Source organism: Roseibaca calidilacus (assembly GCF_001517585.1).
In the GTDB taxonomy this organism is placed as follows: Bacteria; Pseudomonadota; Alphaproteobacteria; order Rhodobacterales; family Rhodobacteraceae; genus Roseinatronobacter; species Roseinatronobacter calidilacus.
Genome location: NZ_FBYC01000004.1, coordinates 152,140 through 176,750 on the forward strand (window position 1 = coordinate 152,140; position 24,611 = coordinate 176,750).

Consider the following 24,611-nt stretch of genomic DNA (forward strand, 5'->3'; position numbering starts at 1 on the left):
TCGTGCCAACGCAACCCTATTTGCACACGGTCGGCGGCTTGGGTAATGTGACTTTGGACCTTGCGTGTTTAAATTGAAAATTAACGCTCGATAGTCTACCAACGCGAGAGCATATCAAGGCGAAGACTATTTCGAGAAAGTCGTTTACCATGGAAGATGCCGATTTTATCCGGCGCCGATGGCGGGGGTTGTCCGTGTCTGACCCAAAGCAGGAAATGACGATGCCGGATCGTGGCAACGAACAACGGCTAACCGAAATACAGGCGCTTGTGGTCACGCTGATCAATCGCCTTTTGTCTGCGTCTGTCGAGCATGTGGATGGCGCAGTGCAGGATGGCTTGGCGCAGCTTGGCACCTTCACGGGCCGTGACCGTGCCTATGTCTTCATGATTCAAGGGGACCGCGGCAGCAACACCCACGAATGGTGCAGCGACCAAACCGAGCCGATGATCGCGCAGTTGCAGGATTTGCCGGTCGAAGCGTTCGAATGGATGCTGGAACCGATCAGCTCTGGCAGGGCATTCCACCTGCCCGATATCGACGAGCTGCCGCCGGATTCGGAAAAATACGAATTCTTGTCTCAGCAGGGGATACGGTCGCTGCTGATTGTGCCGATGATCGACGAAGAGGACCTTGTCGGTTTCGTCGGGTTCGACAGCGTGAACAACGTGGGCAAATTTCTGCCCGGCGAGATTTATCTGCTTCGGTCCTTCGCGGATGTCGTGCGCTCGGTTCTGATGCGGCGCAAGACAACAATCGAAATGCGTCGCGCGGAAGAAGAACTGGCGCGCGAGCGTGCCTTCCTGAAAGGTATTGTCAGCACCAACGCCGCCGGCTTTGTCGTGCTGTCAGAGACCGGCGAGATCGTTTATGCCAATGACGAGGCGGAACGCGTTCTGGGCGTGAGCGTCGACGAGATGATCGGGCAGAAATACAACGCGCCGCAGTGGCGGATCACCGATATCAAAGGCCGGGCGGTGCCGGATGAGCGAGAGCCGTTCAGCATTGTTAAGCGCACCGGGGCAATGGTGCAAAACCACCGTATCGCGCTGCATTGCCCGGACGGGGTGCGCTACGCATCCATCAACGCAGCCCCAATTTCGCGCGGCGGGGTCGAGGTTGCGTCGGTGGTCTATTCCGTGACCGACGTTACCGGCTTGGTAAAGGCCGAGCAGGCCCGCGAAACCGCATTGCAAGAGGCGCATCGCGCCAATATCGCAAAGTCCAATTTCCTCGCCAAGATGAGCCATGAAATCCGCACGCCGCTGAACGGTATTCTTGGCATTTCCGACATTCTGGAAGAGATGACGAGCGATCCCGCACAAATGCGGATGCTGGATATCCTGCGCGACAGCGGCGGGTTGCTGATGGGCATCATCAACGATCTTCTCGACATGTCGAAGATCGAGGCGGATGCGCTGGAACTGGATTCCACGCCGTTTTCGCTGACCGATCTGGCCCGGCGCACCGAAGAGGTGCACACGCTGCGAGCGTCCGAGAAGCGCTTGTCCTTTGCAGTAAAGATCAACGATCCCTTGGGGCAGGACCGGTTGGGCGACCCGCAACGCCTGACCCAGATCCTGCACAACATGATCTCTAACGCGATCAAATTCACCGAGTATGGTCACGTCCTTGTCGATATCAACGCGCCGGATGAGCATTCTGTCATCGTGACGGTTGAAGACACCGGGATTGGCATGACCGAAGCGCAACATGCGCGCATGTTCGACCCGTTTGCGCAGGCCGACAGCACCATTTCGCGCCGCTTTGGGGGCACGGGGCTGGGCATGTCCATCGTGCGCAACCTTGTGGACCTGATGGGCGGCACCATCCAGACGAAAACTGCCCCAGATGTTGGCACGACAATATCGGTCACGTTGCCCATTCCGCTGGCACCGGTCGATGTGCAGGCGCGGGCGCTGTCGGTCGCCAATGTCGATACATCCCGCAGCCTGCCCGAATTGTCGATTCTGGCCGCTGATGACAATCGCACCAATCAGATGATCCTCAGCATTATGTTGGGGCAACTGGGTGCGCGGGTCACATTGGCCAATGACGGGCTGGATGCGTTGCAAAAATCGCGCGCAGAACGGTTTGACCTGATGATCCTGGACATTTCCATGCCGGGCATGGATGGGGTGACGGTGCTGAACACCATTCGCCGTGATGAAAAACGCGCCGGGTTGGCCCAGACCCCGGCCTTCGCGTTCACCGCGAATGCAATGTCACATCAGGTCGAAAGCTACCTGCAAGCAGGCTTTGATGCATGCTTGACCAAGCCTCTTAAGCTGGAGCGGCTGCATCACACCCTGCTTGATTTCTTCGCCGACAATCCGGTCAGCCAAGCTGCTCTCCCGTCACGGAAATGATTGGGCCGCCTGCGGCGCGGGCATCCTCCATATCATGCGTGACCAGAATGACGGGCAGTGCGCGGGCCTGTGCAAAGGTGAAGTCGCGGATCTGCGCGCGCAGCCCGGCATCAAGCTTCGAGAATGGCTCGTCCAGAAGCAAGGCCTGCGGTGCGCTTAGCAAGGTCCGCATCAACGCAACCCGTGCTTTTTGTCCGCCCGAAAGCGTTGCAGGATCGCGCGCGCCCATACCGCTCAGACCGGCTGCATCCAGCGCGGCCTCTATGCGCGCGGCCCGGTCACGAAGACCACGCGGCACGCCAAAGCCCAGATTGCCTGCAACCGACAGATGGGGAAATAACACATCGTCCTGAAACAACAGCCCCATGCGGCGTGCATGTATGGGCTGTGCGGTCACATCCTGTCCGTTCAGAAATATCCGCCCCGACATGCGGAATGCGGGCGGCAATGCGCCCACAATCGCAGCCAGTGCCGTGGATTTGCCGCAGCCGGATGGCCCCATGATGGTCAGCACCTGCCCTGCCGCGACAGAGATATCCAGCGCGACCATCAGCCGCCCATCCTGCGCAATGCGCAATTGGTCCAGTTTCAGACTCATGTCACCTTTAGCCCTCGTCTGCGGCGTGCGATCAGCGCGGGCACCACCAGCGCCAGCGCAAAGACCGCCAGCGGCAGTGCCATCTGCATCATGGCCCAAACTCCGATCAGCCGCCGATTGCCCGACGCGGCCAGCGCCACCGCTTCTGTTGTCAGCGTGTTGACCCGCCCTGCGCCAATCAGCAAGCTTGGCAAGTATTGCGCCACCGATGTGGCAAAGCCCACCGCAAAGGCGATACATAGCGCGCGCATCAGCATGGGTAGGCGCACGGCCAGCAGCACCCGCCACGGCGCTGCGCCGAGCGTGGCCGCCGCAAGCCCCGCTCGGCTGTCCCAAGCCTGCCACGGGTCAGACAGTGACAGCATGACATAGGGCAGCACGAAAACCAGATGCACCAGCAGCACCGCGCCCGTGGTGCCATCAAGCCCAAGCCACAATCCCAGTGCCGACAGTCCGGGCAAAAACGCGATCTGCGGCACCAGAAGCGGCAGGTAAATAATGCCTACGGTGCGCGCTGGCCCGGCCTGCAAGGTGGCAATTGTTAGCGCCAGCGCGATCATGGCCGAAAGGCCGGCCAACGCTGTGGTTGTGCCGCTCAACCGCCAAAGCTGGGCGGATTGGTCAGCCCAGACGCGCAAGCCGTAGCTTTGTGGCAGCAGGTCCGGGAAGCGCCACAACCCCGCGAGCGACCACAGCGCCAGCCCGGCCAGCCCAAGGCCCACGCCTAGCCCGATCATCAGCATCGGCACCATGACAAGGCCGCGCAATGGCCGGTCCCAGCCGACACCGCGCGCGCCATGTGCGGCCCAGACCCGTCCGCGCGCTGCGACAAGGCGTTCGGACAAGATCCACGCAGCCAGTGCGCCCAGAACCAGCAGCAGTTGCAGCACCGCGCCTGCGCTGGCCGTGAAGCGCAAGGACAGGTCGGGCGCGGTCATCCAGTCCAGCACTTGAACGGCAAGCGTGGCCGGGCGTGTCGGCCCAAGGATAAGGGCCACATCCACAACCGACATGGAATAGGCCAGCACGGCAAAAACTGGCAGGCGGATCTGGCGGTAGACACTTGGCAGAACGGTTTTGGCCCAGCCGGTCACGCGCCCATAGCCCAGGCTGCGCGCCGCGGCCATGCGGCGGGTGCTATCAGACTGGCCCAAGGCGGCCAGTGTCATCAGCATCAGGAAAGGCACTTCTTTTATCACCAGCCCGGCAATCAGGGCCAGCCCTGCTTGGTCATGCACGATCAACAGGTCTGGCGGGCGGTCCCACCCGGTGGCCCATGGCGACACCGCGCGCGCGATCCAGCCCGAGGGCGCGATCAGAAAGGCCAGCCCAAAGGCCGCCGCCGCATGGGGCAGCGACAGAAGCGGGGCCAGCAGGCTGGTGACCACGCGAAAGCTGCGCGTGCCTTGCCATGCCGCGACAATCAGCAGCGTTATGGCCAGCGACAGAAGGGTCGCGCCAAGCCCGGTGACCAGCGACAGCCGCACCGCCTTCGCAAGGCCCGGCCATGCCAGCAGGTCGCGCCAAGGGTCAAGGCTGAACGCCATGCCGCCCAGTGCCGGGAAATAGCCGAAGGCCGGCAGCATTGCACCTGCCAGCCCTGCCGCGACCGGCAGCGCCATCAGGGCGACCACCAATCGCGGTGCGATACGGATCATTCAGCGGTGCCGTACCGTTCGGTCCAGTCGGCGGCGATGCGGGTCATCCAGCTTGGATGGGGTTCCAGCAGGCCGGTGCCCATTTCATCGGGCGCAAGCGTGGCGATGCCCAGATCCAGCGCATCGAACCGGGCGCGGCCCTCGGCTTCCAGCCGGTCCATGCCCAGCACGGTTTGGAAGCCCAGCACGGCCGGGTCTTGGGCCAGTGCCTGTATTTCCGGGTCAAGGATCAGGTTGGCCAGCACCAGCGCGCCCGCTTGGTTGGCCGCGTTGTAAGGAATGGACAAGTAGGACGAATTGGCCAGCGTGCCTTCGTCAAAGACCATGGTGCGGATCGTGTCGGGCAATTCGCCATCGGCAATCGCCGCAGAGGCCCTGCCGGGGTTGAAGCTGAAACCGATATCAACCTCTCCATCGGCCAGCAACTGCCCCAGCGCGGGTTCATTTGCCGGGTAGGCGCGGCCCGCCCGCCATAGGTTGGGTGTAATCTCATCAAGGAAGGCCCAAAGCGGCGCGGTGACGGTGTCGTACTCCACCGCATCGGTCGGGCCAAGCAGCACAGACGGGTCATCCAGCACGCCATAAAGGGCTTGCTTCAGGAATGACGTGCCCAAGAAATCGGGTGGCTGCGGATAGGTGAAACGGCCGGGATTCTCGGCAATCCATGCGCGCAATGTGTCTAGCGAACGCGGCGGTTCCGGGACCGTGGCGCTGTCATATTCGAACACCATCTGGAACATGGCCCATGGGCTGCCATAGCCTTCGACCGGCAGGGTAAAGTCGATCTCGATCGCGGGGTTGGCGTCGGTATCGACCAGCGACCAATTGGGCAGGTCATAGGCGAATGGGCCAAACAGCAGGCCTTGCTCCTTCATGGATGCGAAATTCGCCCCGTTGATCCAGATCACATCGACCGCGCCGCCCGTATCGCGCCCTGCGGCGCGTTCGGACACAACACGGGTCACGGCATCGGCTGTGTCGGCAAGGCGCACATGTTCCAAGATCACACCGTGCCGCGCGCTTAGCTCGGCACCCACCTGTTCGATAAAGGCATTGATCCGCGGATCACCGCCCCATGCGTGCCAATAGACCGTCTGCCCTTGGGCCTGTTCCAGAACGGCGGGCCAATCGGCCAAGTCCAGGCTTTGGGCATTGATGGGCTGGGCCAAGGCCAGTGCGCACGCCGCGGCGCAGGTCAAAAATCGCATGAAATGGTCCTTCCTGTTTTCCTCTTATGTGCATTTACGCTACGGGACGGCCAAAGGTTACAGTAAGTTTCAGCTTGCGACACTTTACCGTGAAACATCAGCCTTGCCTGTCGCGTATACGGTAACACAAACGAGCATCTGCAAAAGGCCGCCCCCATGTTGGACCGACATCTGCGCCCCTATATTGACCCGCCGCTGAACATGATCGGCGGGCAGATAGCCCGGTCGGGGTTGACCGCGAATATGGTCACGCTGATCGGGCTGGCCTTTGGGCTGGCGGCGGGGGGGGCCATTGTCGCCGGGCATTTCCTGCTGGCGGTGGCGCTGATCCTTGCCTCACGCGTGGCAGATGGTCTGGATGGTGCGGTCGCGCGTGCGCAAGGGGTGACGGATTTCGGCGGCTATCTGGATATCACCTGCGATTTCGTGTTCTACGCGGCAATCCCGCTGGCCTTTGTCCTGCATGACCCGGCCAGCAATGGCGTGGCCGGCGCGGTGCTTTTGGCCAGTTTCTACATTAACGGCGCATCGTTTCTTGGCTACGCGATCTTGGCCGAGAAGAAGAAGATGCGCAGCGACGCCCATGGCGTGAAATCGCTGTATTTTACCGGCGGATTGCTGGAAGGGGCAGAGACAATCGCCTTTTTCGTGGCGCTATGTCTTTGGCCCGGTTGGTTTGCCGCCATGGCCTATGGCTTTGCCGCGCTGTGCGGCGTGACGGCATTGTCGCGCATTTTGCTCGCCGCGCGGGTGTTTGAACGCTAGGGCGCGTTACAGTTTGCCCTTGCGCGGCGGCACGTTGACCGGCCCGCCCATGTCGGTCGGCAGGGACAGTTGCGCCACCTGTTCGGCAATCGGTTGCACGGAAAGCGGATGTGTCGCGCCAGAAAACCGCGCCGGGTCGTCCAGGTCTTGCCACTTGCCCATGTGATAGATTTCGAGCGCGGAAAACCGCGCTTTGTAGTCCATCTTTGGGCTGCCGGGCACCCAATACCCCAGATACACAAAGGGCAACCCAACCCGGCGCGCAAGGTCGATCTGGTCAAGGATCATGAAACTGCCCAGCGACTGGTCCGCCATATCCGGGTCAAAAAAGGAATAAACCAAGCTCAACCCGTCATCCAGCACATCGCTCAGGCAGGCGGCGACAAGCGGCCCGTTCGGGCCGGTCGCCGCGTCGCGGTATTCCAGAACGCGCGTGCGCACCGGGGTTTCCTCGACCATGGCGGAATATTCGAACACGTCCATATCCGCCATGCCGCCAAAGGTATGGCGGCGGTCCAGATAGCGGCGGAACAGGGCATATTGGTCTTCGGTCGCCCAAGCGCTGGTCACATCGCGTTTCAAATGCGCATTGCGCTTCAGCACGCGGCGCTGCGACCGTGTTGGCGTAAAATCTGCCACCCGGATGCGCGCCGACAGGCACGCTGCGCAATCCGCACAGGACGGGCGATACAGCACGTTCTGCGACCGACGGAACCCCTGTTGCGACAGCTTGTCATTCATGGCCTCTGCATGGTCGCCCTGCAAGGCGGTGAACAGCTTGCGTTCCATCCGGCCTGGCAAATAGGGGCAGGGTTGCGGAGCTGTCACATAAAACTGGGGAACTGTCGGCAGGGAATGACGCATGGACGGCTCAGCCTATGGATTTCGGTGAAAGGTTAGCAAGCAGTTGACCTTTCGCCAAGCCTGCAAACAAGACCAGCCCGCATTATTCAGGGGCAATATTATGCAACATTGTGGTTGATAGAAGGTGATCGTGCAACCCTTGGCGGTATTGGGTCAGCAATATCAACGCTATGGAAACAATCTGAAGGGGAAAGACCGTCCACATCACGGCATAGGTGCTGCTATAGATCAGCGCGGTGGTGGCATCGGGCGTGCGCCCGTTCAGGTGGCGCCATTTCAGCGCCATGACCATCATGCCCACGGTTGCGCCGTAGCGCGCCAGCATGATCGTGCGATAAGCGATCGAGACGGCGGCAAACAACAACGGCAGGAAAAACGCGCTGATGAACAGGGTCAGCACAAGCCCCACCAAGGTCAGCGCCAAGGTGACCACAAGGTCAATGGCCCATGCCCCAGCGCGTTTAAGGGGCACGTCAGTGTAGAATTCGGGCTGTAGCGCCGGGTCGGGCAAGGTCATTCTGTGAAATCCGCAACGGTGGCAGTGGCGACAGAAATAAGAACGCGCGGGCAGATTGAAAAGACATGGCGTGGCGTTCCGGCGGCTGCAAAGACAATGTCGAATTCCAGCAAACGCGGATCGGCCCATGTTCTGGGTGCGGTCAGGTGGCCGATGGGGGCCACGCCACCAATGGCAAAGCCTGTGGTCGCGCGCACCTGTGCCGCATCGGCGCGGCCCAAAGCCTCGCCCGCGAGCGCGCTGGCCTTGGTGGCGCAGATACGGTTGCCGCCTGCGGTCAGGAACAGATACAGCGCGCCGCTGGATTGCCCTGCAAACAGGATCGACTTCACGATCTGGTCCAGCGCACAGCCGCAGGCTTGGGCGGCCAGTTCGGCGGTGCGCGCCTCTCCGGGTTCGGAAATGGTGTTGGCAAGGCCCGCGTCGTGCAACGCGCGGGCCACGCGGGCGACGGATTTACTCAAGGGTGTCCAACACCTCTGCCAGCGTGCCGATCAACTGGTCGATATGCGATTTTTCGATAATCAGCGGCGGCGACAAGGCGATGATGTCGCCCGTGGTGCGGATCAGGATGCCTTTTTCATAGGCTTGCAGAAAGGCGTTGAAGGCCCGCTTGGTGGGCGCGCCCGCAATCGGTTCCAGTTCCACCGCGCCGATCAGCCCCATGTTGCGGGTGTCGATGACATGGCGGTGCCCTTTCAGCGAATGCACCGCGTCCTCCCAATAGCGGGCAAGGTCATGCGCGCGGGCGAACAGGTCGTCCTGCTTGTAGGTCTCCAACGTGGCAAGCCCGGCGGCAGAGGCAATCGGGCTGCCGGAATAGGTATAGCCGTGGAACAGTTCGATCAGGTTTTCCGGCCCTTGCATGAATGCGTCGTGAATATCTGCCGTGGTCAGCACCGCGCCCATCGGGATCACACCGTTGGTCAGGCCCTTTGCGCAGGTAATCATATCGGGCATCACGTCGAAATGCTGCGCGGCAAAGGGGCTGCCAAGGCGGCCGAAACCGGTGATAACCTCGTCAAAGATCAGCAAAATGCCATGCTTGCGCGTGATCTCGCGCAGGCGCTGCAAATAGCCCTTGGGCGGGATCAGAACTCCGGTGGACCCGGCCACGGGTTCCACGATCACCGCCGCGATCGTGTCGGCGCCGTGCAATGCCACCATGCGTTCCAGATCATCGGCCAGATACGCGCCATGCTCGGGCTGGCCGCGCGACCACTGGTTTTCCGGCAGATGGGTATGGGGCAGATGGTCAACGCCTGCCAGCATGGCCCCGAAATGGCGGCGGTTGTTGACAATGCCGCCCACTGAAATGCCGCCGAAATTCACCCCGTGATAGCCCCGTTCGCGCCCGATAAGGCGGGTGCGGGTGCCATTGCCAAGCGCACGATGATAGGCGATGGCGATTTTCAGCGCGGTTTCCACGCTTTCCGACCCGGAATTGGTGAAAAACGCGTGGTCCATGCCGTCGGGGGCCATGTCCACCAGCCGGTTGGCCAGCTCAAACGCCTTGGGGTGGCCCATCTGGAAGGCGGGGGCGTAATCCAGCTCCGTCACCTGTTTCTGGATCGCTTCGGTAATCAGCGGGCGCGCATGGCCCGCGTTGCAGCACCACAGCCCTGCCGTGCCATCCAGAATCTGCCGCCCGTCAGAGGTGGTGTAATGCATCCCGCTTGCGGCCACCAACATGCGCGGGGCCGATTTGAATTGGCGGTTCGCGGTGAACGGCATCCAGAAGGCGCGCAGGTCATTGGGGGTGGGGCGGTCAAGCATGGCAAGCTCCGAGTAAAGGGTTGTCAGGACGCTACCACACCAGCGCCCCCGCGCAAGCCCGCGCAGCGCTTGAACCGGGCGGCGGTTTGGGGCATTCCCATAGCGCACACAAGGGTTGGAGATTGATATGAGCCGCGCATTCCTATTCCCCGGTCAAGGGGCGCAAACCATCGGCATGGGCCGCGCACTGGCCGACAGCTACCCGGCGGCGAAGGCCGTGTTTCAGGAAGTGGACGACGCTTTGGGAGAGGCGCTGTCGGCGCTGATCTGGGATGGCGATATCGCTGATCTGACCCTGACCGCGAATGCGCAACCGGCGCTGATGGCGACATCGCTCGCAGCCCTGCGCGCGATGCAGGCAGAGGGCGTGGCGATCACCGATGCCGCGTTCGTGGCCGGGCATTCGTTGGGTGAATATTCCGCGCTGGCTGCGGCCGGGGCGCTGTCGGTATCTGACGCGGCGAAGCTGCTGCGCATCCGGGGCCGGGCGATGCAACAGGCGGTGCCCGTGGGCGAGGGGGCGATGGCGGCGCTGCTGGGGCTGGATTTCGCCGCCGCGTCCGAGGTTGCGTCAGAGGCCGCGCAAGGCCAAGTCTGCCAAGCCGCAAATGATAACGATCCTGCGCAAGTGGTGGTGTCAGGCCACAAGGCGGCCGTGGAGCGCGCGGTCGACATTGCTAAGGCGCGCGGCGCGCGGCGGGCCATGTTGTTGCCGGTCTCTGCACCCTTCCATTGCGCGCTGATGCAACCCGCCGCCGATGCCATGGCAGAGGCCTTGGCCAATGTCACACTGAACGCGCCCGCCGTGCCGCTGGTCGCCAATGTTCGGGCTGAAGCGGTCAGCGACCCCGACACGATCCGCGCGCTGTTGATCGAACAGGTCACAGGCTCTGTGCGCTGGCGCGAGTCGGTGGCGTGGATGGCCGATCAAGGTGTGACAGAGTTCTGGGAGATCGGCGCAGGCAAGGCGCTGTCGGGTATGGTCAAGCGTATTGCCAAAGGGTCCGAGACCCGCAATTTTGGCACACCGGAAGACGTGGCCGCACTGGCAGGGTAAACAAGACGCCCCGGCGCGATGGCCGGGGCGCAGATGCCTCACGGGATGATGCGAGCGTACTTGACGCCTGCCAGCGATGCACCGGCCAAGATACCGGACTGACCGAACACGACTGCAATCACAGGGGCGAATTGAGTCGTGGTTTCGGCCCCAAGCGATCCACCCCGCGTTGGCGTGGCGTAGCGCAGGTCGGCACTTGCGGCCCAGCCTTCGGAATACCGAAAATCCGACAGCGCCTGTTCGGTCATGAAAAACAGCGCATGTGCGTATTGCTGTGCGCCGATTTGCAGCCCCAAGCTGGCGCGCGTGGCTTGGTAGTAATCCACGCTTGCATCGTCAATGCGCAGCGCCCCGCGCCCATAAGAGCCGCCGACGAACAGCCCCGCTTCGGTAACGACGGGGATATACAGGATACCGCGCGATTTATCGAACAGTTCTTCCAAGCCGGGGTAATTGTTGCGCAGGTAGTCGCGTGCCGCATCGACGCGCGCATCAAGCCGCGCCGCACCTTCGCCGCCAATCGGGTTGCCGCAGGCCGCCAAACCCGATCCGATACCCGCCAACCCCGCGAGCGTGAAGGCTCGTCTGCTAATCTGTGTCATTGCTCTGCCTCTGATGAGATGTGCCGCTATGCTGCGACCTTGTGGCCAAAAATAGCGCGAACCGCGCGGCTTGTCACGCTTGCTTGGCACGGCGCAGCGATTACTTGCGCAAGGATTCGGCGACACGCGGGGCGAAATAGGTCAAAATCCCGTCACAGCCCGCGCGTTTGAAGGCCAGCAGGCTTTCCAGCATGACCTTGTCGCCATCCAGCCAGCCATTCTGCGCCGCCGCCATCAGCATCGCATATTCGCCAGAGACCTGATAGGCGAAGGTCGGGCGCGCGAAGCGGTCCTTCACCGCGCGGCAAATGTCCAGATACGGCATGCCCGGTTTGACCATGACCATATCTGCCCCTTCGGCCAGATCGCGGGCGACGCAGGCCAAGGCCTCTTCGCGGTTGGCAGGGTTGATCTGGTAGGTTGCCTTGTCGCCCACCAACCGCGCGCCTGCGCCGACCGCGTCGCGGAATGGCCCGTAAAACCCGCTGGCGAATTTGGCAGCGTAGGACAGGATCGCCACATCGCGGTGCCCTGCGGCCTCCATCGCGGTGCGCAGCGCGCCGATGCGGCCATCCATCATGTCGGAGGGGCCAAGGATATCGGCCCCCGCTTCGGCCTGCGCCAGCCCCATCTTGACCAGCGCATCGACGGTTTCATCGTTCAGGATGCACCCATCCACAACGAACCCGTCATGGCCGTTGGCGTTATACGGGTCCAGCGCGATATCGGTCATGACCATCAGGTCCGGCAATTCGGCCTTCAGCATGCGGATTGCGCGATTGGTCAGGTTTTCTGGGTTCCACGCTTCGGCGCAATCTTCGGTGCGCAGCTCTTGCGCAGTATAGGGAAACAGGCAAATCGCCGGAATACCAAGGGTCAGTGCCCGCTCGGCGGCGGGCAGCAGGCGGTCCAGCGACAGGCGGTTCACCCCCGGCAGAGATGGGATCGGTTCCTCTATCCCCTCGCCATCGCGAATGAAAACCGGCCAGATCAGGTCGCCCGCCGTCAGCCCGTTTTCTTGCACCATCTCGCGCAGGGCGCGGGTGCGGCGCAGGCGGCGCATGCGGGCGGCAGGGTAGGGGGCGGGCGTGTGCATCTATGCGGTCCTTCGGTGCGGGTCTGCGCCCTTTGGTGCCACGCGCGGGCCGGAAAGGGAAGATGCCGCGCCGCCCAGTGCCGGTTATCCCCGGTCCGCGATGACCCCGCGCGTGGCCGACAGCGCCGACAAGACAGATGCCCGCGTGACCCGGCCCAATGTTGCGTCCCCGTCCGACACGGCAAGCATGTCGTGTTGGCCGTCGAATTGCGCCATGACCTCGCGGATGGGCATATCGGCCGGAACGCTGCGCGTCGGCGTGCCCAAGGCACTTGCATGGACCAACGCGTCGCGTGCGCGCAGCACGCCAAGCGGGTTCATATTGGCAACGAAATCGGCCACATACTGGTTCGCCGGGCTTTGGAAGATCTGCGCGGGCGTGCCGCATTGGATCATCCGCCCACCTTCCAGAATGGCAATGCGGTTGCCCAGCTTGAACGCCTCGTCCAGATCGTGGCTGACAAAGATGATTGTGCGTTTCAGCCGATCTTGCAGTTCCAGCAATTCATCTTGCAGCCGCGCGCGGATCAGCGGGTCCAGCGCCGAGAAGGGCTCGTCCATCAGCAAAACCGGCGCATCGGTGGCAAAGGCGCGGGCCAGCCCGACACGTTGCTGCATACCCCCTGACAGCGCGCTGACAGGTTGGTCTGCCCATTGCGTCAGGCCGACAAGCTCTAGCTGCGTGTCGATCTTCTCGTGCCGGGCGCGTTTGCCCATGCCCGCCAGTTCCAGCCCCAGCCCGACATTTTCCCGCACAGAGCGCCATGGCAGCAGCCCGAATTGCTGGAACACCATTGCGACCGTCTGCGTGCGCAATCGGCGTAGCGTGGCGCGGTTTGCATTTGGCACACTGACCAGCCCGTCGCCATCATGGACCAGCACATCGCCCTGCACGATGGGGTTCAGCCCGTTGACCGCGCGCAACAGCGTGGATTTGCCGGACCCCGACAAGCCCATCAGGACAACAATCTCTCCCGGCGCCACATCGAGGGAGCAATCATGCACGCCCAGAACCTGGCCCGTTTTTTCCTTGATGGCGTCGCGGCTTTGGCCGGTTTCCATCAGCGGGATCGCCTTGTAGGGGTTCGAGCCAAACACGATAGAGACATTCTGAAACCGAACGGCAGGATCAGTCATCGCACCGCCTCCACCCGCAACATGCGGTCCAGCATGATGGCGACGGCCACGATCACCGCACCTGCTTCAAACCCCAGCGCCGCGTTCACCGTGTTCAGTGCGCGCACGATCGACACGCCCAAACCCGGCGCGCCCACCAGCCCCGCGATCACGACCATCGACAGCGACAGCATGATCGTCTGGTTCAGCCCTGCCATGATCTGCGGAAAGGCGAAGGGCAGTTCCACCTTGAAAATGCGTTGTGCCGTGGTCGCGCCAAAGGCGGTCGCGGCCTCTGACAGCGCGCGCGGGGTCGAGCGGATGCCAAGTTCCGTCAGCCGGATTGCGGCGGGCATGGCGAAAATGACGGTCGCCACCAACCCCGGCACCATGCCCAGCCCGAACAGCACCAGCACCGGGATAAGGTAGACGAATACCGGCAGCGTTTGCATCAGGTCCAGAACAGGCGTCAAGGCGCGGTAGAATTTCGGATGATGCGCGGCGTAAATGCCCAAGGGCACACCCACCCCCATGCACACGACGCAAGACGCCAGAACCAGCGTCAGCGTTTGCATGGTCAAATCCCAATAGCCTTGGTTCAACGCGAATACCGCGCATAGCACCACGACCAGAACCGACACCCATTTGCGCTGCAACAGCCATGTCACGGCCCCAAAGGCCGCGATCACGATGAACGGATGCGGTTCGATCAGCGCGGTTTCCAAGCCGCCGATCATGCTGCGCAAGGTCAGTTCCAGCGCGTCGAACGCGGTGATGAATGTGTCTTGCAGCCATTCGAACCCCATGGCGACCACGCGGCCCACCGGGATCTTGGCGTCAATAATGGGTTGGGTGAATGCGTCGGCCATGCGGTGCCCCTTGTTTGAAAAAACGCCCCGGACCAAAGGCCGGGGCGCGAAGGGATCAGTTCAGCGCGGCCATGACGGCGTCCATGGCGTCACCGCCATCGGCGGTGGTCACACCGTCCAGCCATGGGCCGATAGCGCCGGTGTTGGCCGACAGCCACGCGCTGGCGGCGGCTTCGGGCATGGTGCCGTCATTCAGGATCGCGCCCATGATCTCGTTTTCCATGGCCAGCGAAAATTCCAGATTGTTCAGGAACGCGCCGATATTGGGGCATTCCTGTGCAAAGCCCGCGCGGGTGTTGGTGTACACCTCTGCCCCGCCGAAGTTGGGGCCGAACCAATCATCGCCCCCGGCCAGATATGTCATGTCGTAGGCGGCGTTCATCGGGTGCGGCTCCCACCCCAGGAACACAACCGGTTCATCCCGGCGGTCGGCGCGGGCGACTTGGCTCAGCATCCCTTGTTCAGAGCTTTCGACCACTTCGAAGCCCGACAGCCCGAAGGCGTCTGCCGCGATCATGTCAAGGATCAGGCGGTTGCCGTCATTGCCCGGCTCGATACCGTAAATCTTGCCATCCAGCGCGTCCGACTGCGCGGCGATGCTGGCGAAATCGGTGATGCCCAGCGCAGCACCTGCTGCATTGGTGGCCAGCGTGTATTTCGCGCCCGCCAGGTTGCGGCGCAGGGTCTCGACAGTGCCGGCCTCACGATAGGGGGCAATGTCGGCTTCCATCGTGGGCATCCAGTTGCCAAGGAATACATCGACATCGCCATTGGCCATGGATGTATAAGTCACCGGCACCGACAGAACCAGCGTGTTGGTGTTGTAGCCCAAAGCGTCCAGCAGCGTGGTGGCGACGGCGGTGGTGGCGGTAATATCGGTCCAGCCCACATCGGAAAACGTGACAGAGTTGCACTCGGCAAAGGCTGGCCCCGCGGCAAAAACGGCGGCGGCAAGTGTCGTCATACGAAGGGTCATTGATATATCTCCCATGTTGCGTTTTTTCTTGATTGACCAATCAATAAACAATCGGATAGCAAACCTGCAACCAAAATGTTGCAAAAAGGTGCAGGGCTGCCATGCCGAAGGTTGGAATGGAACCTATCAGGCGCGATGCGCTTATCAAAGCCGCTATTGTCGAGATCGGGCAAGCGGGGTCTTTGGATGTGACCGTTAGCCGAATTGCCAAGCGCGCGGGCATGTCTTCGGCGCTGGCACACCATTATTTCGGGTCGAAAGAAGCGATGTTTCTGGCCGCCATGCGCCATGTGCTGTCAGTCTATGGCGCTGAAATTCGCGGCGCGCTGGTTGCCTGTGACACGCCGCGCGACCGGCTGCGCGCGCTGGTGCGCGTGTCCTTCACCGGCAGTAATTTTCGGCGCGAGGTGGTCGCGGCATGGCTGAATTTCTACGTTCTGGCGCAGCGTCAGGATGATGCCGCGCGGCTGCTGCGCATTTATCAAGCGCGGCTGCGGTCGAACCTGCGCGACGCGCTTCGCCCGCTTGTGGGTCCGCGCGCGGGCGTCTTGGCCGATGGCGCAGCGGCTATGATCGACGGGGCCTATCTGTTCGAGGCCCTTGGCACCGGAGAGCCGGACAGCACCCGCGTCTGCGAACAGGTGCAGGTCTGGCTGGACGCCGCAATAGACGGGGGGCACCCATGAAAGCACAACCCAAGGCCAGCCATTTCATTGGCGGTGGCTATGTTGAAGATGACGCGGGCAAGCTGTTTCACAGCCATTACCCCGCCACGGGCGAGGTGATTGCGCAACTGCATTCGGCCACGCCCGCGATTGTTGAACAAGCTTTGGCGGCGGCGGCAGATGCGCAGACCGACTGGGCCGCGCGCCCGCCCGTGGAGCGCGGGCGCATCCTGCACCGCGCCGCGCAGATCATGCGCGCGCGCAACCGCGAATTGTCCGAATTGGAAACGCTGGACACGGGCAAGCCACTGCAAGAAACGCTGGTGGCCGATGCCGCCTCTGGCGCGGATGCACTGGAATATTTCGCGGGCTTCGCGCCGACCGCCACTGGCCAGACCATCCCGCTTGGGCGCGACATGGCCTATACTTTGCGCGAACCCTTGGGGGTCTGCGCAGGAATCGGGGCATGGAACTACCCGATCCAGATTGCCGCGTGGAAAGCCGCGCCCGCTTTGGCCTTTGGCAATGCGCTGGTGTTCAAACCGTCCGAGGTGACGCCACTGTCGGCTTTGGCGCTGGCCGAGATATTGACCGAAGCGGGCCTGCCCGCAGGCCTGTTCAACGTGGTGCAAGGCGCGGGCGATGTGGGCGCAGCACTGGTGAGCGACAGCCGCGTGGCCAAGGTTTCGCTGACCGGGTCGGTGCCAACGGGGCGCAAGGTCTATGCGCAAGCTGCCGAGGGCATTCGCGCAGTCACCATGGAGCTGGGCGGCAAATCGCCCCTGATCGTGTTCGAGGATGCCGATCTTGACAATGCTGTGGGCGCGGCGATGCTGGGGAATTTCTATTCCTCGGGGCAGATCTGCACCAATGGCACGCGGGTGTTCGTGGCCCGCGCGGTGCTGGAGCCGTTTCTGGAGCGTCTGGTCGCGCGCACAAAGCGCATTGTCCTGGGCGATCCGCTGGACGAGGCCACGCAGATGGGGCCGCTGGTCAGTGCCGCGCAGGCAGAGCGGGTGATGGGCTATATCGCGCGCGGCGTGGCCCAAGGCGCGCGGCTGGTTTGCGGCGGCAAATCGGCGGGCGGCTGGTTCGTGGAACCGACCGTCTTCGCCGATGTGACCGACGAGATGACCATTGCCCGCGAAGAGATTTTCGGCCCGGTGATGTCGGTGCTGGCCTTCGACGACGAGGATGAGGTGATCGTCCGCGCCAATGCCACGGAATACGGGCTGGCGGCAGGGGTGTTCACGCGCGACCTGACCCGCGCGCACCGGGTGGTGGGGCGGTTGCAGGCGGGCACCTGCTGGATCAACGCCTATAACCTGACGCCGGTGGAAATGCCCTTCGGCGGGGTCAAGGCCAGCGGCGTCGGGCGTGAGAATGGCCATGCGGCGCTGGAGCATTACACGCGGGTGAAGTCCGTCTACCTTGGAATGGGGGATGTCGATGCGCCCTATTGAGCGGTTTCAACCAAATTGCCGCGCCTTGCGGCGCGAAGAGATTTGACGCTGGCCCGCCTGTCGGCGGGCGTTTTGCCCCGGCGTCGGTATGGGGCGGCAGGTGTCGTTATTTTGCTGAGAGGCGGTTCAGGGGCAGGTCTGCCCTGAACGCGCCATATCGAGTGTATCGCGGGTCAGGCCGCGTCAAGGACAAGCCGCGCGTTTCGCGCGGTCGCTGGCGCGATCCTTGACCCGGCCTGTCCCGCTTTGGAGCCAAGAATGATGCAGGCGGATTATGTGGTTGTGGGCGCAGGGTCGGGCGGTTGCGCAGTGGCGTATCGGCTGGCCGAAGCGGGCCATTCGGTGATCGTGGTGGAAGCGGGCGGGTCGGATGCCGGGCCGTTCATCCAGATGCCGGGTGCGCTGTCTTACCCAATGAACATGGCCCGCTATGACTGGGGCTACCAGACAGAGCCGGAGCCGCATTTGGGCGGACGGCGGCTGGCCTGCCCGCGGGGGCGGGTGCTGGGCGGGTCCAGCAGCATCAATGGCATGGTCTATGTGCGCGGCCATGCCCGCGATTTCGACCATTGGGCCGATCAGGGGGCCGATGGCTGGCGCTTTGCCGATGTGCTGCCCTATTTCCGCCGGATGGAGAATTGGCAGCCGGGCGCAAGCCCGTGGCGCGGGCAGGGCGGGCCGCTGCATGTGTCGCGCGGCAAGCGCGAGAACCCGCTATTCGCGGCCTTTGTCGAAGCGGGGCGGCAGGCGGGCTACCCGGTGACCGAGGATTACAACGGCGCGCAGCAGGAAGGGTTCGGCGCGATGGAGGCGACGATCCACGCGGGCCAGCGCTGGTCCGCCGCGCGCGCCTATTTGCGCCCTGCGATGGCCACGGGGCGGGTGCGTGTGGTGCGCGGTCTGGCCGCGCGCGTGGTGTTTGACGCGGCCAATCGCGCCACCGGCGTGGCTTTGCAAGGCGGGCGCATCTGCCACGCAAATGCAGAGGTCGTGCTGGCGGCCAGCAGCCTGAACACGCCGAAATTGCTGATGCTGTCGGGCATCGGCCCCGCCGCGCATTTGGCAGAGCATGGGATCACACCGCGCGCCGACCGCGCAGGCGTGGGGCAGAACCTGCAAGACCATCTGGAACTGTATCTGCAATACGCCGCCAGCCAGCCGATCACGCTGTTCAAATATTGGAACCTGCCGGGCAAGGCTTGGGTCGGGGCGCAATGGTTGCTGGCACGCAAAGGCCCCGGCGCGTCGAACCAGTTCGAAGCCTGCGCCTTCATCCGCTCGCGCGCTGGCGTGGACTACCCCGACATTCAGTATCATTTCCTGCCCATTGCCGTGCGCTATGATGGCAAGGCGGTGGCAGAGGGGCACGGGTTCCAGACCCATGTCGGCCCCATGCGTTCGCCCAGCCGGGGCTGGGTGAAACTGGCCAGCCCCCGCCCGGAAGATGCGCCGCGCATCTGCTTCAACTACATGAGCACGGCGCAGGATTGGGAAGATTTTCGCCGCTGCATCCGCCTGACGCGCGAGATCATGGGGCAGGCAGCCTTCGCGCCCTTTATGAAGCACGAAATCCAGCCGGGTGCGGGTGTCCGGGACGATGCCGCGCTGGATGAATTTATCCGCAACCATGTGGAAAGCGCCTATCACCCCTGCGGCACGGCGCGGATGGGGCGGCGCGACGATCCCTTGGCGGTGGTGGACCCGGAGGGCCGCGTGATCGGGGTGGAGGGGCTGCGCGTGGCTGACAGTTCAATCTTTCCGCGCATCCCGAACGGCAATTTGAACGCGCCTTCCATCATGGTGGGTGAGAAGATTGCCGACCATATTCTGGGCCGCAGCCTGCCGCCGATGAATCTGGAACCGTGGTTGCACCCGGATTGGGCACAGGCACAGCGCTGAAATTTCTTGCATAACTTTTGTATCTGCCTAAGGCTTGGGCATTCGCTGGGCCAAGCGCAGGCATCAGACTTGCGAAGCCCCGCGGCGCATGCGCTGTTGCGTTATCAAGATTCCGACAGGAGAGTGTCCATGTTCTACAAATCCATCTCCGCCGCCTTCGGTTTTGGCCTTTTGGCTGCCACCGCGCAGGCGCAAACCTCTATGCCCTTCGCGCTGGATTGGCGTTTCGAGGGGCCGTCAGCCCCTTATTTCGTGGCTATCGACAAGGGCTATTTCGCCGATGCCGGGCTGGAGGTAGAGGTCACCGCAGGCCAAGGCAGCCTAGACGCGATTCCGAAAGTGGCCACCGGCGCATTCCCGGTCGGTTTTGCCGATATGAACAGCCTTATCAAATTTCTGGACCAAAACCCCGGCGCGCCCGTCATTGGCGCAATGATGGTCTATGACAAGCCGCCTTTCGCCATCGTCGGCCGCAAGTCGCTGGGCGTAGAAGCCCCGTCCGACTTGGAAGGCAAGGTTCTGGGCGCACCGCCCCCCGATGGCGCTTGGGCGCAATGGCCGATCTTCGTGTCAGAGACGGGGATTGACGCGAATAGCGTAACCATCGAGCCTGTAGGCTTCCCGACGCGCGAGCCGTCCCTGGCCGAAGGCACCGTCGCGGCTGTAACCGGTTTCAGCTTTACGTCCTTTCTGAACACCGTGCGTCTAGGTGTGCCAGAGGATGACGTTTCGGTCATCCTTATGGCAGATCACGGCGTGGATCTGTATGGCAACGTCATTATCGTGAATACCGATTTTGCGGCGGCCAACCCTGACGCTGTGAAAGGGTTCTTGGATGCTGTCGCCAGAGGGGTGGTCGACACGATTGCCGATCCGGAAGCAGCCATCGAAAGCTTGGCCAGCCGCAACCCGGCGATGGATGGTGAGTTGGAACTGCGCCGTCTGGAATTGGCGCTAGAGGCCAATATCGTGACGGATGCTGTCAAAGCGAATGGCTTGGGCCTGATCGACGATGACCGTTTCGCCAATGCGATAGATCAGATAGCGCTGACCTATGAGTATCAGACCACACCGGATGCAAGCCTTTATTTTACCGATGCTTACCTGCCCGAAGGCGGGTTCAAGCTGGATTGATGGGCTTTGGGGCCGGTGCTGCACGCACCGGCCCTTTCTGCACGGTGGATGAATGAAAAACCTGATCGAAATCAAGGGCGTGCGCCACGCTTACCGCACCGATGCCGGGCCGCTTCCGGTGCTGGACGGGCTGGAAATTGCCGTGCCCGAAGGCGGTTTTGTTGCCGTGGTCGGCCCGTCTGGCTGTGGCAAATCCACGCTTACGCGCCTGATCGCGGGGCTGATGAAACCCGACCACGGCGAGGTCTGGCTGCATGGCGAGCGCGTGAAAGGCCCGCGTTCGACCGTGGGCATGGCATTCCAAAACCCGGTTTTGCTCGAATGGCGCTCTATCCTGAAAAACGTGCTTCTGCCCTTGGAGATCGTGCCTTCGAAACTCTCCAAACGCGAAGCCGAAGACCGCGCGCGCTTCCTGCTGTCGCTGGTCGGTCTGGAGGGCTTCGAGGACAAACGCCCCTCGGAACTGTCCGGCGGTATGCGCCAACGCGCCAGCCTGTGCCGCGCGCTCATTCACCAGCCAGAGGTGCTGATCCTCGATGAACCCTTCGGCGCGCTGGACGCGTTCACCCGCGAAGATCTGTGGCAAACCATGCACAAGGTGAAGGAACGCGAACCCTTTACCGGCGTGCTGATTACCCATGACCTGCGCGAGTCGATCTTTCTGGCCGATCAGGTCGTGGTGCTGTCGGGCCGCCCCGCGCGCACGCAATATGTGCTGGATATTCCGCGCAATCGCACACCAACGCTGGACGATCTTTATACCCCCGAAGCCGCAGAACAGTTGAATATCCTGCGCCACCAGATTCAGGTCGCCCAAGGCCGCACCACGGAAGGTGCCGCATGAACAAGCATGTCCAAGCCTTTGCGGTCCCGCTGATCGCGGTGGTGGTGTTCTTGGCGTTTTGGGAATGGCTTGTCTGGGTCAATGGCTGGCCCACTTTCAAAATGGCCGCGCCATCCGATCTGCCCGCAGCCTATATCCGCCATTGGGATCTGTTCCTGACCATGGGTTGGCAGACGCTCTGGCGCACCATCCTTGGGCTGCTTCTGGCGGTTATCTTCGGTACGTTTCTGGGCATGATCATGGGCTTTTCGCGCATCATGCGCGACGCGCTTTATCCGCTGCTGGTGGGCTTCAACGCCATCCCCAAGGCGACAGTCGTGCCCATCGTGGCGCTCATGTTCGTGGGCCAGCACGATTTCAACACGGTGCTTTTGGCCTTCATCATCTCGTTTTTCCCGATCGCGGTGTCGGTCAGCATTGGCCTATCCACGCTGGAGCCTGAATACCGCGACATCCTGCGTAGCTTGGGCGCTTCACAAGCCACGATCTTCTGGAAAATCGCGCTTCCCAAAACCCTGCCCGAATTCTTCGGTGCGTTGAAAGTTGCGGTCACACTGGCCTTCATCGGCACCAACCTGATGGAAATCGTCAGCCCGCATGGGCGCGGCTTGGGCGCATTGTTCGATAGCGGGCGCACCAATTCCGACTTCCCGCTCATGTTCGCGGTGCTCATTGCCTTGGCCTTTCTGGGGATCGTGCTCTACTACATCGTGGTTGCGCTGGAAAAAATCTTCGCCGGCTGGGCGGAACGCGCCCCCGGCTAGTCTTTCATCCTTGCCCAAATATCCCGGGGTGAATGGGGCCGACAGGCCCCAGAGGGGCAGCGCCCCTCAACCCCAGCATCACGCAAAAAGGCGGGCACCAAGCCCGCCTTTTTTCCGTTTGGTCATACCGGCAAATCAGCCGATGATCGCGTTCAACGTGGCCGAGGGGCGCATGATCGCTGCTGTTTTGACCGGGTCATTGTGGTAATAGCCGCCCGTATCGACCGCCTGTCCCCGGCCCGCGTGCAATTCGGCCAGAATGGTGGCTTCTTGTGCGGCCAGCTCTGCCGCGATGGGCGCGAAATGCGCGGCCAAGTCGGCATCGTCCGATTGCGCGGCCAAGGCTTCGGCCCAGTAGCGCGCGAACCAGTAATGGCTGTCGCGGTTGTCAGGTTGGCCTGCCTTGCGACCGGGCGAGCGGTCATTGTCCAGCACGCCTTGCGTCGCCACTTCCACCGCGTTGCCCAAGACCCGCGCTTTCGCGTTGCCCTTGGCATCGGCTAGGAACTTGAACGATTCCCCCAGCGCGCAGAATTCGCCAAGACTGTCCCAACGCAGGTGGTTTTCGCCCTGCAACTGCTGCACATGCTTGGGCGCAGAGCCGCCCGCGCCGGTTTCAAACAGCCCGCCGCCTTGCATCAGCTTGACGATGGACAGCATCTTGGCGCTGGTCGCCAGTTCCAGAATCGGGAACAGGTCGGTCAGGTAGTCGCGCAGCACGTTGCCGGTAATGGCGATGGTGTTCTCGCCCTTGGTGATCGTCTCAAGGCTGGCGCGGGTGGCCGCGCGCGGGGCCATGATTTCGAACTTGTCGGCCACGCCCTTGGCCGCAAGGATCGGCTTTACCAGCTTGATCAGCTCTGCATCATGCGCGCGGGTCGCATCCAGCCAGAAGATCGCGCGATAGCCGGTCTCTGCCTGCCGTGCGATGGCAAGGTTTACCCAATCCTCGATGGGCGCTTTGCGCGCGCTGGCAGAGCGCCAGATATCGCCCTTCTCGACCTCGTGTTCATGCAGCACCGTGCCGTCATCCAGCACCATGCGCACCACGCCGTTGGCTGGGATCTCGAACGTGGTTGGGTGGCTGCCGTATTCTTCGGCTTTCTGAGCCATCAGGCCAATGTTCTGGACCGTGCCAGCCGTGGCCGGGTTTAGCGCGCCATTTTCCTTGAAGAAGCGGATCGTCTCATCATAGACGGGCGCGTAAGAGCTGTCGGGGATCACGCAATTTGCGTCATGCTCTGCCCCGTCCGGTCCCCAACCCTTGCCGCCACTGCGGATCAGCGCGGGCATGGACGCGTCGATAATCACGTCCGACGGCACATGCAGGTTGGTGATGCCGCGGTCGCTATCGACCATATACATGGGTGGGCGCGCAGCATTGCAGGCGTCGATCGCGGCCATGATATCGGCGCGGTCCTTGACGCGGGCCAGCAGGTCGCCAAGGCCGGAATTGGGGTTCACGCCCAAAGCGGCCATATCATCGTCGAATTGCTCGAACACCGGGGCCAGCCATGCTTTGACCGCGTGGCCAAAAATGATCGGGTCGCTGACCTTCATCATCGTGGCCTTCATGTGCAACGAAAACAGCGTGCCTTCGGCTTTGGTATTCTCAATCTCGGCGGCCAGAAATGCGCCAAGGGCTTTGGCCGACATGAAGGTCGCGTCCACCACTGTGCCAGCGGGGTAGCTGACCGCGTCTTTCAGCACGGTCTGCGTGCCATCGGGGGCGATATGGTCAATGGTCGCAATCGCAGGCTGTGCCAGCGTGGCAGAGCGCTCATTGCTGAAGAAATCGCCTGCGCCCATGGTCGCAACGCGGGTTTTGCTGTCCTTGGACCACGCGCCCATGCGGTGCGGGTTGGCTTGGGCGAATTTCTTGACAGCGCTTGCGGCGCGGCGGTCCGAGTTTCCTTCGCGCAGCACCGGGTTGACCGCAGATCCTTTGATCGTGTCATAGCGCGCGCGGATCTCTTTTTCGGCATCGGTCGCGGGGGTTTCTGGATAGTCGGGCAGGGCGTAGCCTTGGGCCTGCAACTCGCGCACTGCGGCTACAAGCTGCGGGACAGAGGCAGAGATGTTCGGCAGCTTGATGACATTCGCTTCTGGCGTTTTCACCAGCTCGCCCAGTTCGGCCAGATCGTCGCTGATGCGCTGCTCTTCGGTCAGGAAATCGGGGAAGGTCGCCAGAATGCGGCCAGCCAGCGAAATATCCTTGGTGCCGACGCTGACGCCTGCGGCGCTGGCGAACCGCTGGATGATCGGCAGCAGCGAAGCCGAGGCAAGCTCTGGCGCTTCATCCACCTTGGTGTAGATGATGTCGGGAATGGTCTTGTCGGTCATGTCTGGCCCCTCTTGGAAATTTGGGGCC

Annotated in this window: 22 protein-coding genes; 9 read left to right on the top strand and 13 right to left on the bottom strand. The window is 62.5% G+C overall.

The annotated features are described in order from the left end of the window. Positions 1-194: 194 nt before the first annotated feature. Complete coding sequence (locus AWT76_RS04200; protein WP_176699335.1) at positions 195-2,369, top strand: ATP-binding protein; 2,175 nt, start codon at positions 195-197, stop codon at positions 2,367-2,369. Here the strand turns inward: AWT76_RS04200 and AWT76_RS04205 are convergent. The 3 genes from AWT76_RS04205 to AWT76_RS04215 are packed head-to-tail and all read right to left on the bottom strand — an operon-like array spanning position 2,338 to position 5,833. Then, on the bottom strand, positions 2,338-2,967 hold the full coding sequence (locus AWT76_RS04205) for an ATP-binding cassette domain-containing protein (RefSeq protein WP_072245190.1): 630 nt from the start codon (positions 2,965-2,967) through the stop codon (positions 2,338-2,340). The genes AWT76_RS04200 and AWT76_RS04205 overlap by 32 nt on opposite strands. Beyond that, a complete protein-coding gene (locus AWT76_RS04210; protein ID WP_072245192.1) occupies positions 2,964-4,625 on the bottom strand; it encodes an ABC transporter permease in 1,662 nt (553 codons plus the stop codon). The genes AWT76_RS04205 and AWT76_RS04210 overlap by 4 nt, the downstream gene beginning before the upstream one ends. Beyond that, positions 4,622-5,833 (bottom strand): ABC transporter substrate-binding protein, encoded by a 1,212-nt coding sequence (locus AWT76_RS04215; protein ID WP_072245194.1) that lies wholly within the window; start codon positions 5,831-5,833, stop codon positions 4,622-4,624. The genes AWT76_RS04210 and AWT76_RS04215 overlap by 4 nt, the downstream gene beginning before the upstream one ends. A 156-nt stretch (positions 5,834-5,989) precedes the next feature. Here AWT76_RS04215 and AWT76_RS04220 point away from each other — a divergent pair, with 156 nt between their 5' ends. Further along, a complete protein-coding gene (locus AWT76_RS04220) occupies positions 5,990-6,598 on the top strand; it encodes a CDP-alcohol phosphatidyltransferase family protein (RefSeq protein ID WP_072245196.1) in 609 nt (202 codons plus the stop codon). A 6-nt stretch (positions 6,599-6,604) separates the two neighbouring features. Here AWT76_RS04220 and AWT76_RS04225 read toward each other — a convergent pair whose 3' ends face one another. The 4 genes from AWT76_RS04225 to aptA all read right to left on the bottom strand — a co-directional run bounded on the left by AWT76_RS04225 (position 6,605) and on the right by aptA (position 9,755). Then, positions 6,605-7,462 (bottom strand): arginyltransferase, encoded by an 858-nt coding sequence (locus AWT76_RS04225; RefSeq protein ID WP_072245198.1) that lies wholly within the window; start codon positions 7,460-7,462, stop codon positions 6,605-6,607. Positions 7,463-7,544: 82 nt separating this feature from the next. Continuing rightward, complete coding sequence (locus AWT76_RS04230; RefSeq protein ID WP_072245200.1) at positions 7,545-7,979, bottom strand: RDD family protein; 435 nt, start codon at positions 7,977-7,979, stop codon at positions 7,545-7,547. Then, entirely contained in the window at positions 7,976-8,443 is a 468-nt protein-coding gene (locus AWT76_RS04235; RefSeq protein WP_072245202.1) for a YbaK/EbsC family protein, read from the bottom strand. Before AWT76_RS04235 ends, AWT76_RS04230 begins: the two co-directional genes overlap by 4 nt. Next, the gene (gene aptA, locus AWT76_RS04240; RefSeq protein ID WP_072247431.1) at positions 8,436-9,755 is read right to left on the bottom strand and encodes an omega-aminotransferase AptA; all 1,320 of its coding nucleotides are present in this window, start codon (positions 9,753-9,755) and stop codon (positions 8,436-8,438) included. The genes AWT76_RS04235 and aptA overlap by 8 nt, the downstream gene beginning before the upstream one ends. A gap of 127 nt (positions 9,756-9,882) precedes the next feature. Here aptA and fabD point away from each other — a divergent pair, with 127 nt between their 5' ends. After that, positions 9,883-10,812 carry an ACP S-malonyltransferase gene (fabD, locus tag AWT76_RS04245; RefSeq protein ID WP_072245204.1) on the top strand — a complete coding sequence of 310 codons (930 nt, stop codon included), beginning with the start codon at positions 9,883-9,885 and terminating at the stop codon, positions 10,810-10,812. 38 nt (positions 10,813-10,850) lie between these two features. On the opposite strand, the gene AWT76_RS04250 is transcribed toward fabD, so the two are convergent. The 5 genes from AWT76_RS04250 to choX all read right to left on the bottom strand — a co-directional run bounded on the left by AWT76_RS04250 (position 10,851) and on the right by choX (position 15,471). Continuing rightward, positions 10,851-11,414 (bottom strand): lipid-binding SYLF domain-containing protein, encoded by a 564-nt coding sequence (locus AWT76_RS04250; RefSeq protein WP_072245206.1) that lies wholly within the window; start codon positions 11,412-11,414, stop codon positions 10,851-10,853. 100 nt (positions 11,415-11,514) lie between these two features. Further along, positions 11,515-12,510, bottom strand: a complete 996-nt coding sequence (gene hemB, locus AWT76_RS04255; protein WP_072245208.1) for a porphobilinogen synthase — start codon at positions 12,508-12,510, stop codon at positions 11,515-11,517. A gap of 84 nt (positions 12,511-12,594) precedes the next feature. Continuing rightward, positions 12,595-13,647 (bottom strand): choline ABC transporter ATP-binding protein, encoded by a 1,053-nt coding sequence (gene choV / locus AWT76_RS04260; RefSeq protein ID WP_072245210.1) that lies wholly within the window; start codon positions 13,645-13,647, stop codon positions 12,595-12,597. Further along, complete coding sequence (gene choW, locus AWT76_RS04265; protein ID WP_072245211.1) at positions 13,644-14,495, bottom strand: choline ABC transporter permease subunit; 852 nt, start codon at positions 14,493-14,495, stop codon at positions 13,644-13,646. The genes choV and choW overlap by 4 nt, the downstream gene beginning before the upstream one ends. Before the next feature lie 55 nt (positions 14,496-14,550). After that, complete coding sequence (choX, locus tag AWT76_RS04270) at positions 14,551-15,471, bottom strand: choline ABC transporter substrate-binding protein (protein ID WP_072245213.1); 921 nt, start codon at positions 15,469-15,471, stop codon at positions 14,551-14,553. Between the two features lie 116 nt (positions 15,472-15,587). On the opposite strand from choX, the gene betI reads away from it, so the two are divergent. The 6 genes from betI to AWT76_RS04300 all read left to right on the top strand — a co-directional run bounded on the left by betI (position 15,588) and on the right by AWT76_RS04300 (position 22,240). Further along, positions 15,588-16,157 carry a choline-binding transcriptional repressor BetI gene (gene betI, locus AWT76_RS04275; RefSeq protein ID WP_072245215.1) on the top strand — a complete coding sequence of 190 codons (570 nt, stop codon included), beginning with the start codon at positions 15,588-15,590 and terminating at the stop codon, positions 16,155-16,157. Then, a complete protein-coding gene (gene betB, locus AWT76_RS04280; RefSeq protein WP_072245217.1) occupies positions 16,154-17,599 on the top strand; it encodes a betaine-aldehyde dehydrogenase in 1,446 nt (481 codons plus the stop codon). Before betI ends, betB begins: the two co-directional genes overlap by 4 nt. 261 nt (positions 17,600-17,860) lie before the next feature. Beyond that, a complete protein-coding gene (gene betA, locus AWT76_RS04285) occupies positions 17,861-19,498 on the top strand; it encodes a choline dehydrogenase (protein ID WP_072247433.1) in 1,638 nt (545 codons plus the stop codon). 129 nt (positions 19,499-19,627) lie between these two features. Beyond that, complete coding sequence (locus AWT76_RS04290; protein ID WP_072245219.1) at positions 19,628-20,632, top strand: ABC transporter substrate-binding protein; 1,005 nt, start codon at positions 19,628-19,630, stop codon at positions 20,630-20,632. A 52-nt stretch (positions 20,633-20,684) separates the two neighbouring features. Beyond that, complete coding sequence (locus AWT76_RS04295; RefSeq protein ID WP_072245221.1) at positions 20,685-21,476, top strand: ABC transporter ATP-binding protein; 792 nt, start codon at positions 20,685-20,687, stop codon at positions 21,474-21,476. Continuing rightward, the gene (locus tag AWT76_RS04300; protein WP_072245222.1) at positions 21,473-22,240 is read left to right on the top strand and encodes an ABC transporter permease; all 768 of its coding nucleotides are present in this window, start codon (positions 21,473-21,475) and stop codon (positions 22,238-22,240) included. The genes AWT76_RS04295 and AWT76_RS04300 overlap by 4 nt, the downstream gene beginning before the upstream one ends. A gap of 135 nt (positions 22,241-22,375) precedes the next feature. Here AWT76_RS04300 and AWT76_RS04305 read toward each other — a convergent pair whose 3' ends face one another. Next, the gene (locus AWT76_RS04305) at positions 22,376-24,583 is read right to left on the bottom strand and encodes an NADP-dependent isocitrate dehydrogenase (RefSeq protein ID WP_072247435.1); all 2,208 of its coding nucleotides are present in this window, start codon (positions 24,581-24,583) and stop codon (positions 22,376-22,378) included. Between the last annotated feature and the right edge of the window lie 28 nt (positions 24,584-24,611).

Bases quoted from the DNA above. Each gene is read 5' to 3' on its own strand.
- AWT76_RS04205 (WP_072245190.1), bottom strand. From the start codon at position 2,967: ATGAGTCTGAAACTGGACCAATTGCGCATTGCGCAGGATGGGCGGCTG.
- AWT76_RS04210 (WP_072245192.1), bottom strand. From the start codon at position 4,625: ATGATCCGTATCGCACCGCGATTGGTGGTCGCCCTGATGGCGCTGCCG.
- AWT76_RS04215 (WP_072245194.1), bottom strand. From the start codon at position 5,833: ATGCGATTTTTGACCTGCGCCGCGGCGTGCGCACTGGCCTTGGCCCAG.
- AWT76_RS04220 (WP_072245196.1), top strand. From the start codon at position 5,990: ATGTTGGACCGACATCTGCGCCCCTATATTGACCCGCCGCTGAACATG.
- AWT76_RS04225 (WP_072245198.1), bottom strand. From the start codon at position 7,462: ATGCGTCATTCCCTGCCGACAGTTCCCCAGTTTTATGTGACAGCTCCG.
- AWT76_RS04230 (WP_072245200.1), bottom strand. From the start codon at position 7,979: ATGACCTTGCCCGACCCGGCGCTACAGCCCGAATTCTACACTGACGTG.
- aptA (WP_072247431.1), bottom strand. From the start codon at position 9,755: ATGCTTGACCGCCCCACCCCCAATGACCTGCGCGCCTTCTGGATGCCG.
- fabD (WP_072245204.1), top strand. From the start codon at position 9,883: ATGAGCCGCGCATTCCTATTCCCCGGTCAAGGGGCGCAAACCATCGGC.
- AWT76_RS04250 (WP_072245206.1), bottom strand. From the start codon at position 11,414: ATGACACAGATTAGCAGACGAGCCTTCACGCTCGCGGGGTTGGCGGGT.
- hemB (WP_072245208.1), bottom strand. From the start codon at position 12,510: ATGCACACGCCCGCCCCCTACCCTGCCGCCCGCATGCGCCGCCTGCGC.
- choV (WP_072245210.1), bottom strand. From the start codon at position 13,647: ATGACTGATCCTGCCGTTCGGTTTCAGAATGTCTCTATCGTGTTTGGC.
- choW (WP_072245211.1), bottom strand. From the start codon at position 14,495: ATGGCCGACGCATTCACCCAACCCATTATTGACGCCAAGATCCCGGTG.
- choX (WP_072245213.1), bottom strand. From the start codon at position 15,471: ATGACCCTTCGTATGACGACACTTGCCGCCGCCGTTTTTGCCGCGGGG.
- betI (WP_072245215.1), top strand. From the start codon at position 15,588: ATGGAACCTATCAGGCGCGATGCGCTTATCAAAGCCGCTATTGTCGAG.
- betB (WP_072245217.1), top strand. From the start codon at position 16,154: ATGAAAGCACAACCCAAGGCCAGCCATTTCATTGGCGGTGGCTATGTT.
- betA (WP_072247433.1), top strand. From the start codon at position 17,861: ATGCAGGCGGATTATGTGGTTGTGGGCGCAGGGTCGGGCGGTTGCGCA.
- AWT76_RS04290 (WP_072245219.1), top strand. From the start codon at position 19,628: ATGTTCTACAAATCCATCTCCGCCGCCTTCGGTTTTGGCCTTTTGGCT.
- AWT76_RS04295 (WP_072245221.1), top strand. From the start codon at position 20,685: ATGAAAAACCTGATCGAAATCAAGGGCGTGCGCCACGCTTACCGCACC.
- AWT76_RS04300 (WP_072245222.1), top strand. From the start codon at position 21,473: ATGAACAAGCATGTCCAAGCCTTTGCGGTCCCGCTGATCGCGGTGGTG.
- AWT76_RS04305 (WP_072247435.1), bottom strand. From the start codon at position 24,583: ATGACCGACAAGACCATTCCCGACATCATCTACACCAAGGTGGATGAA.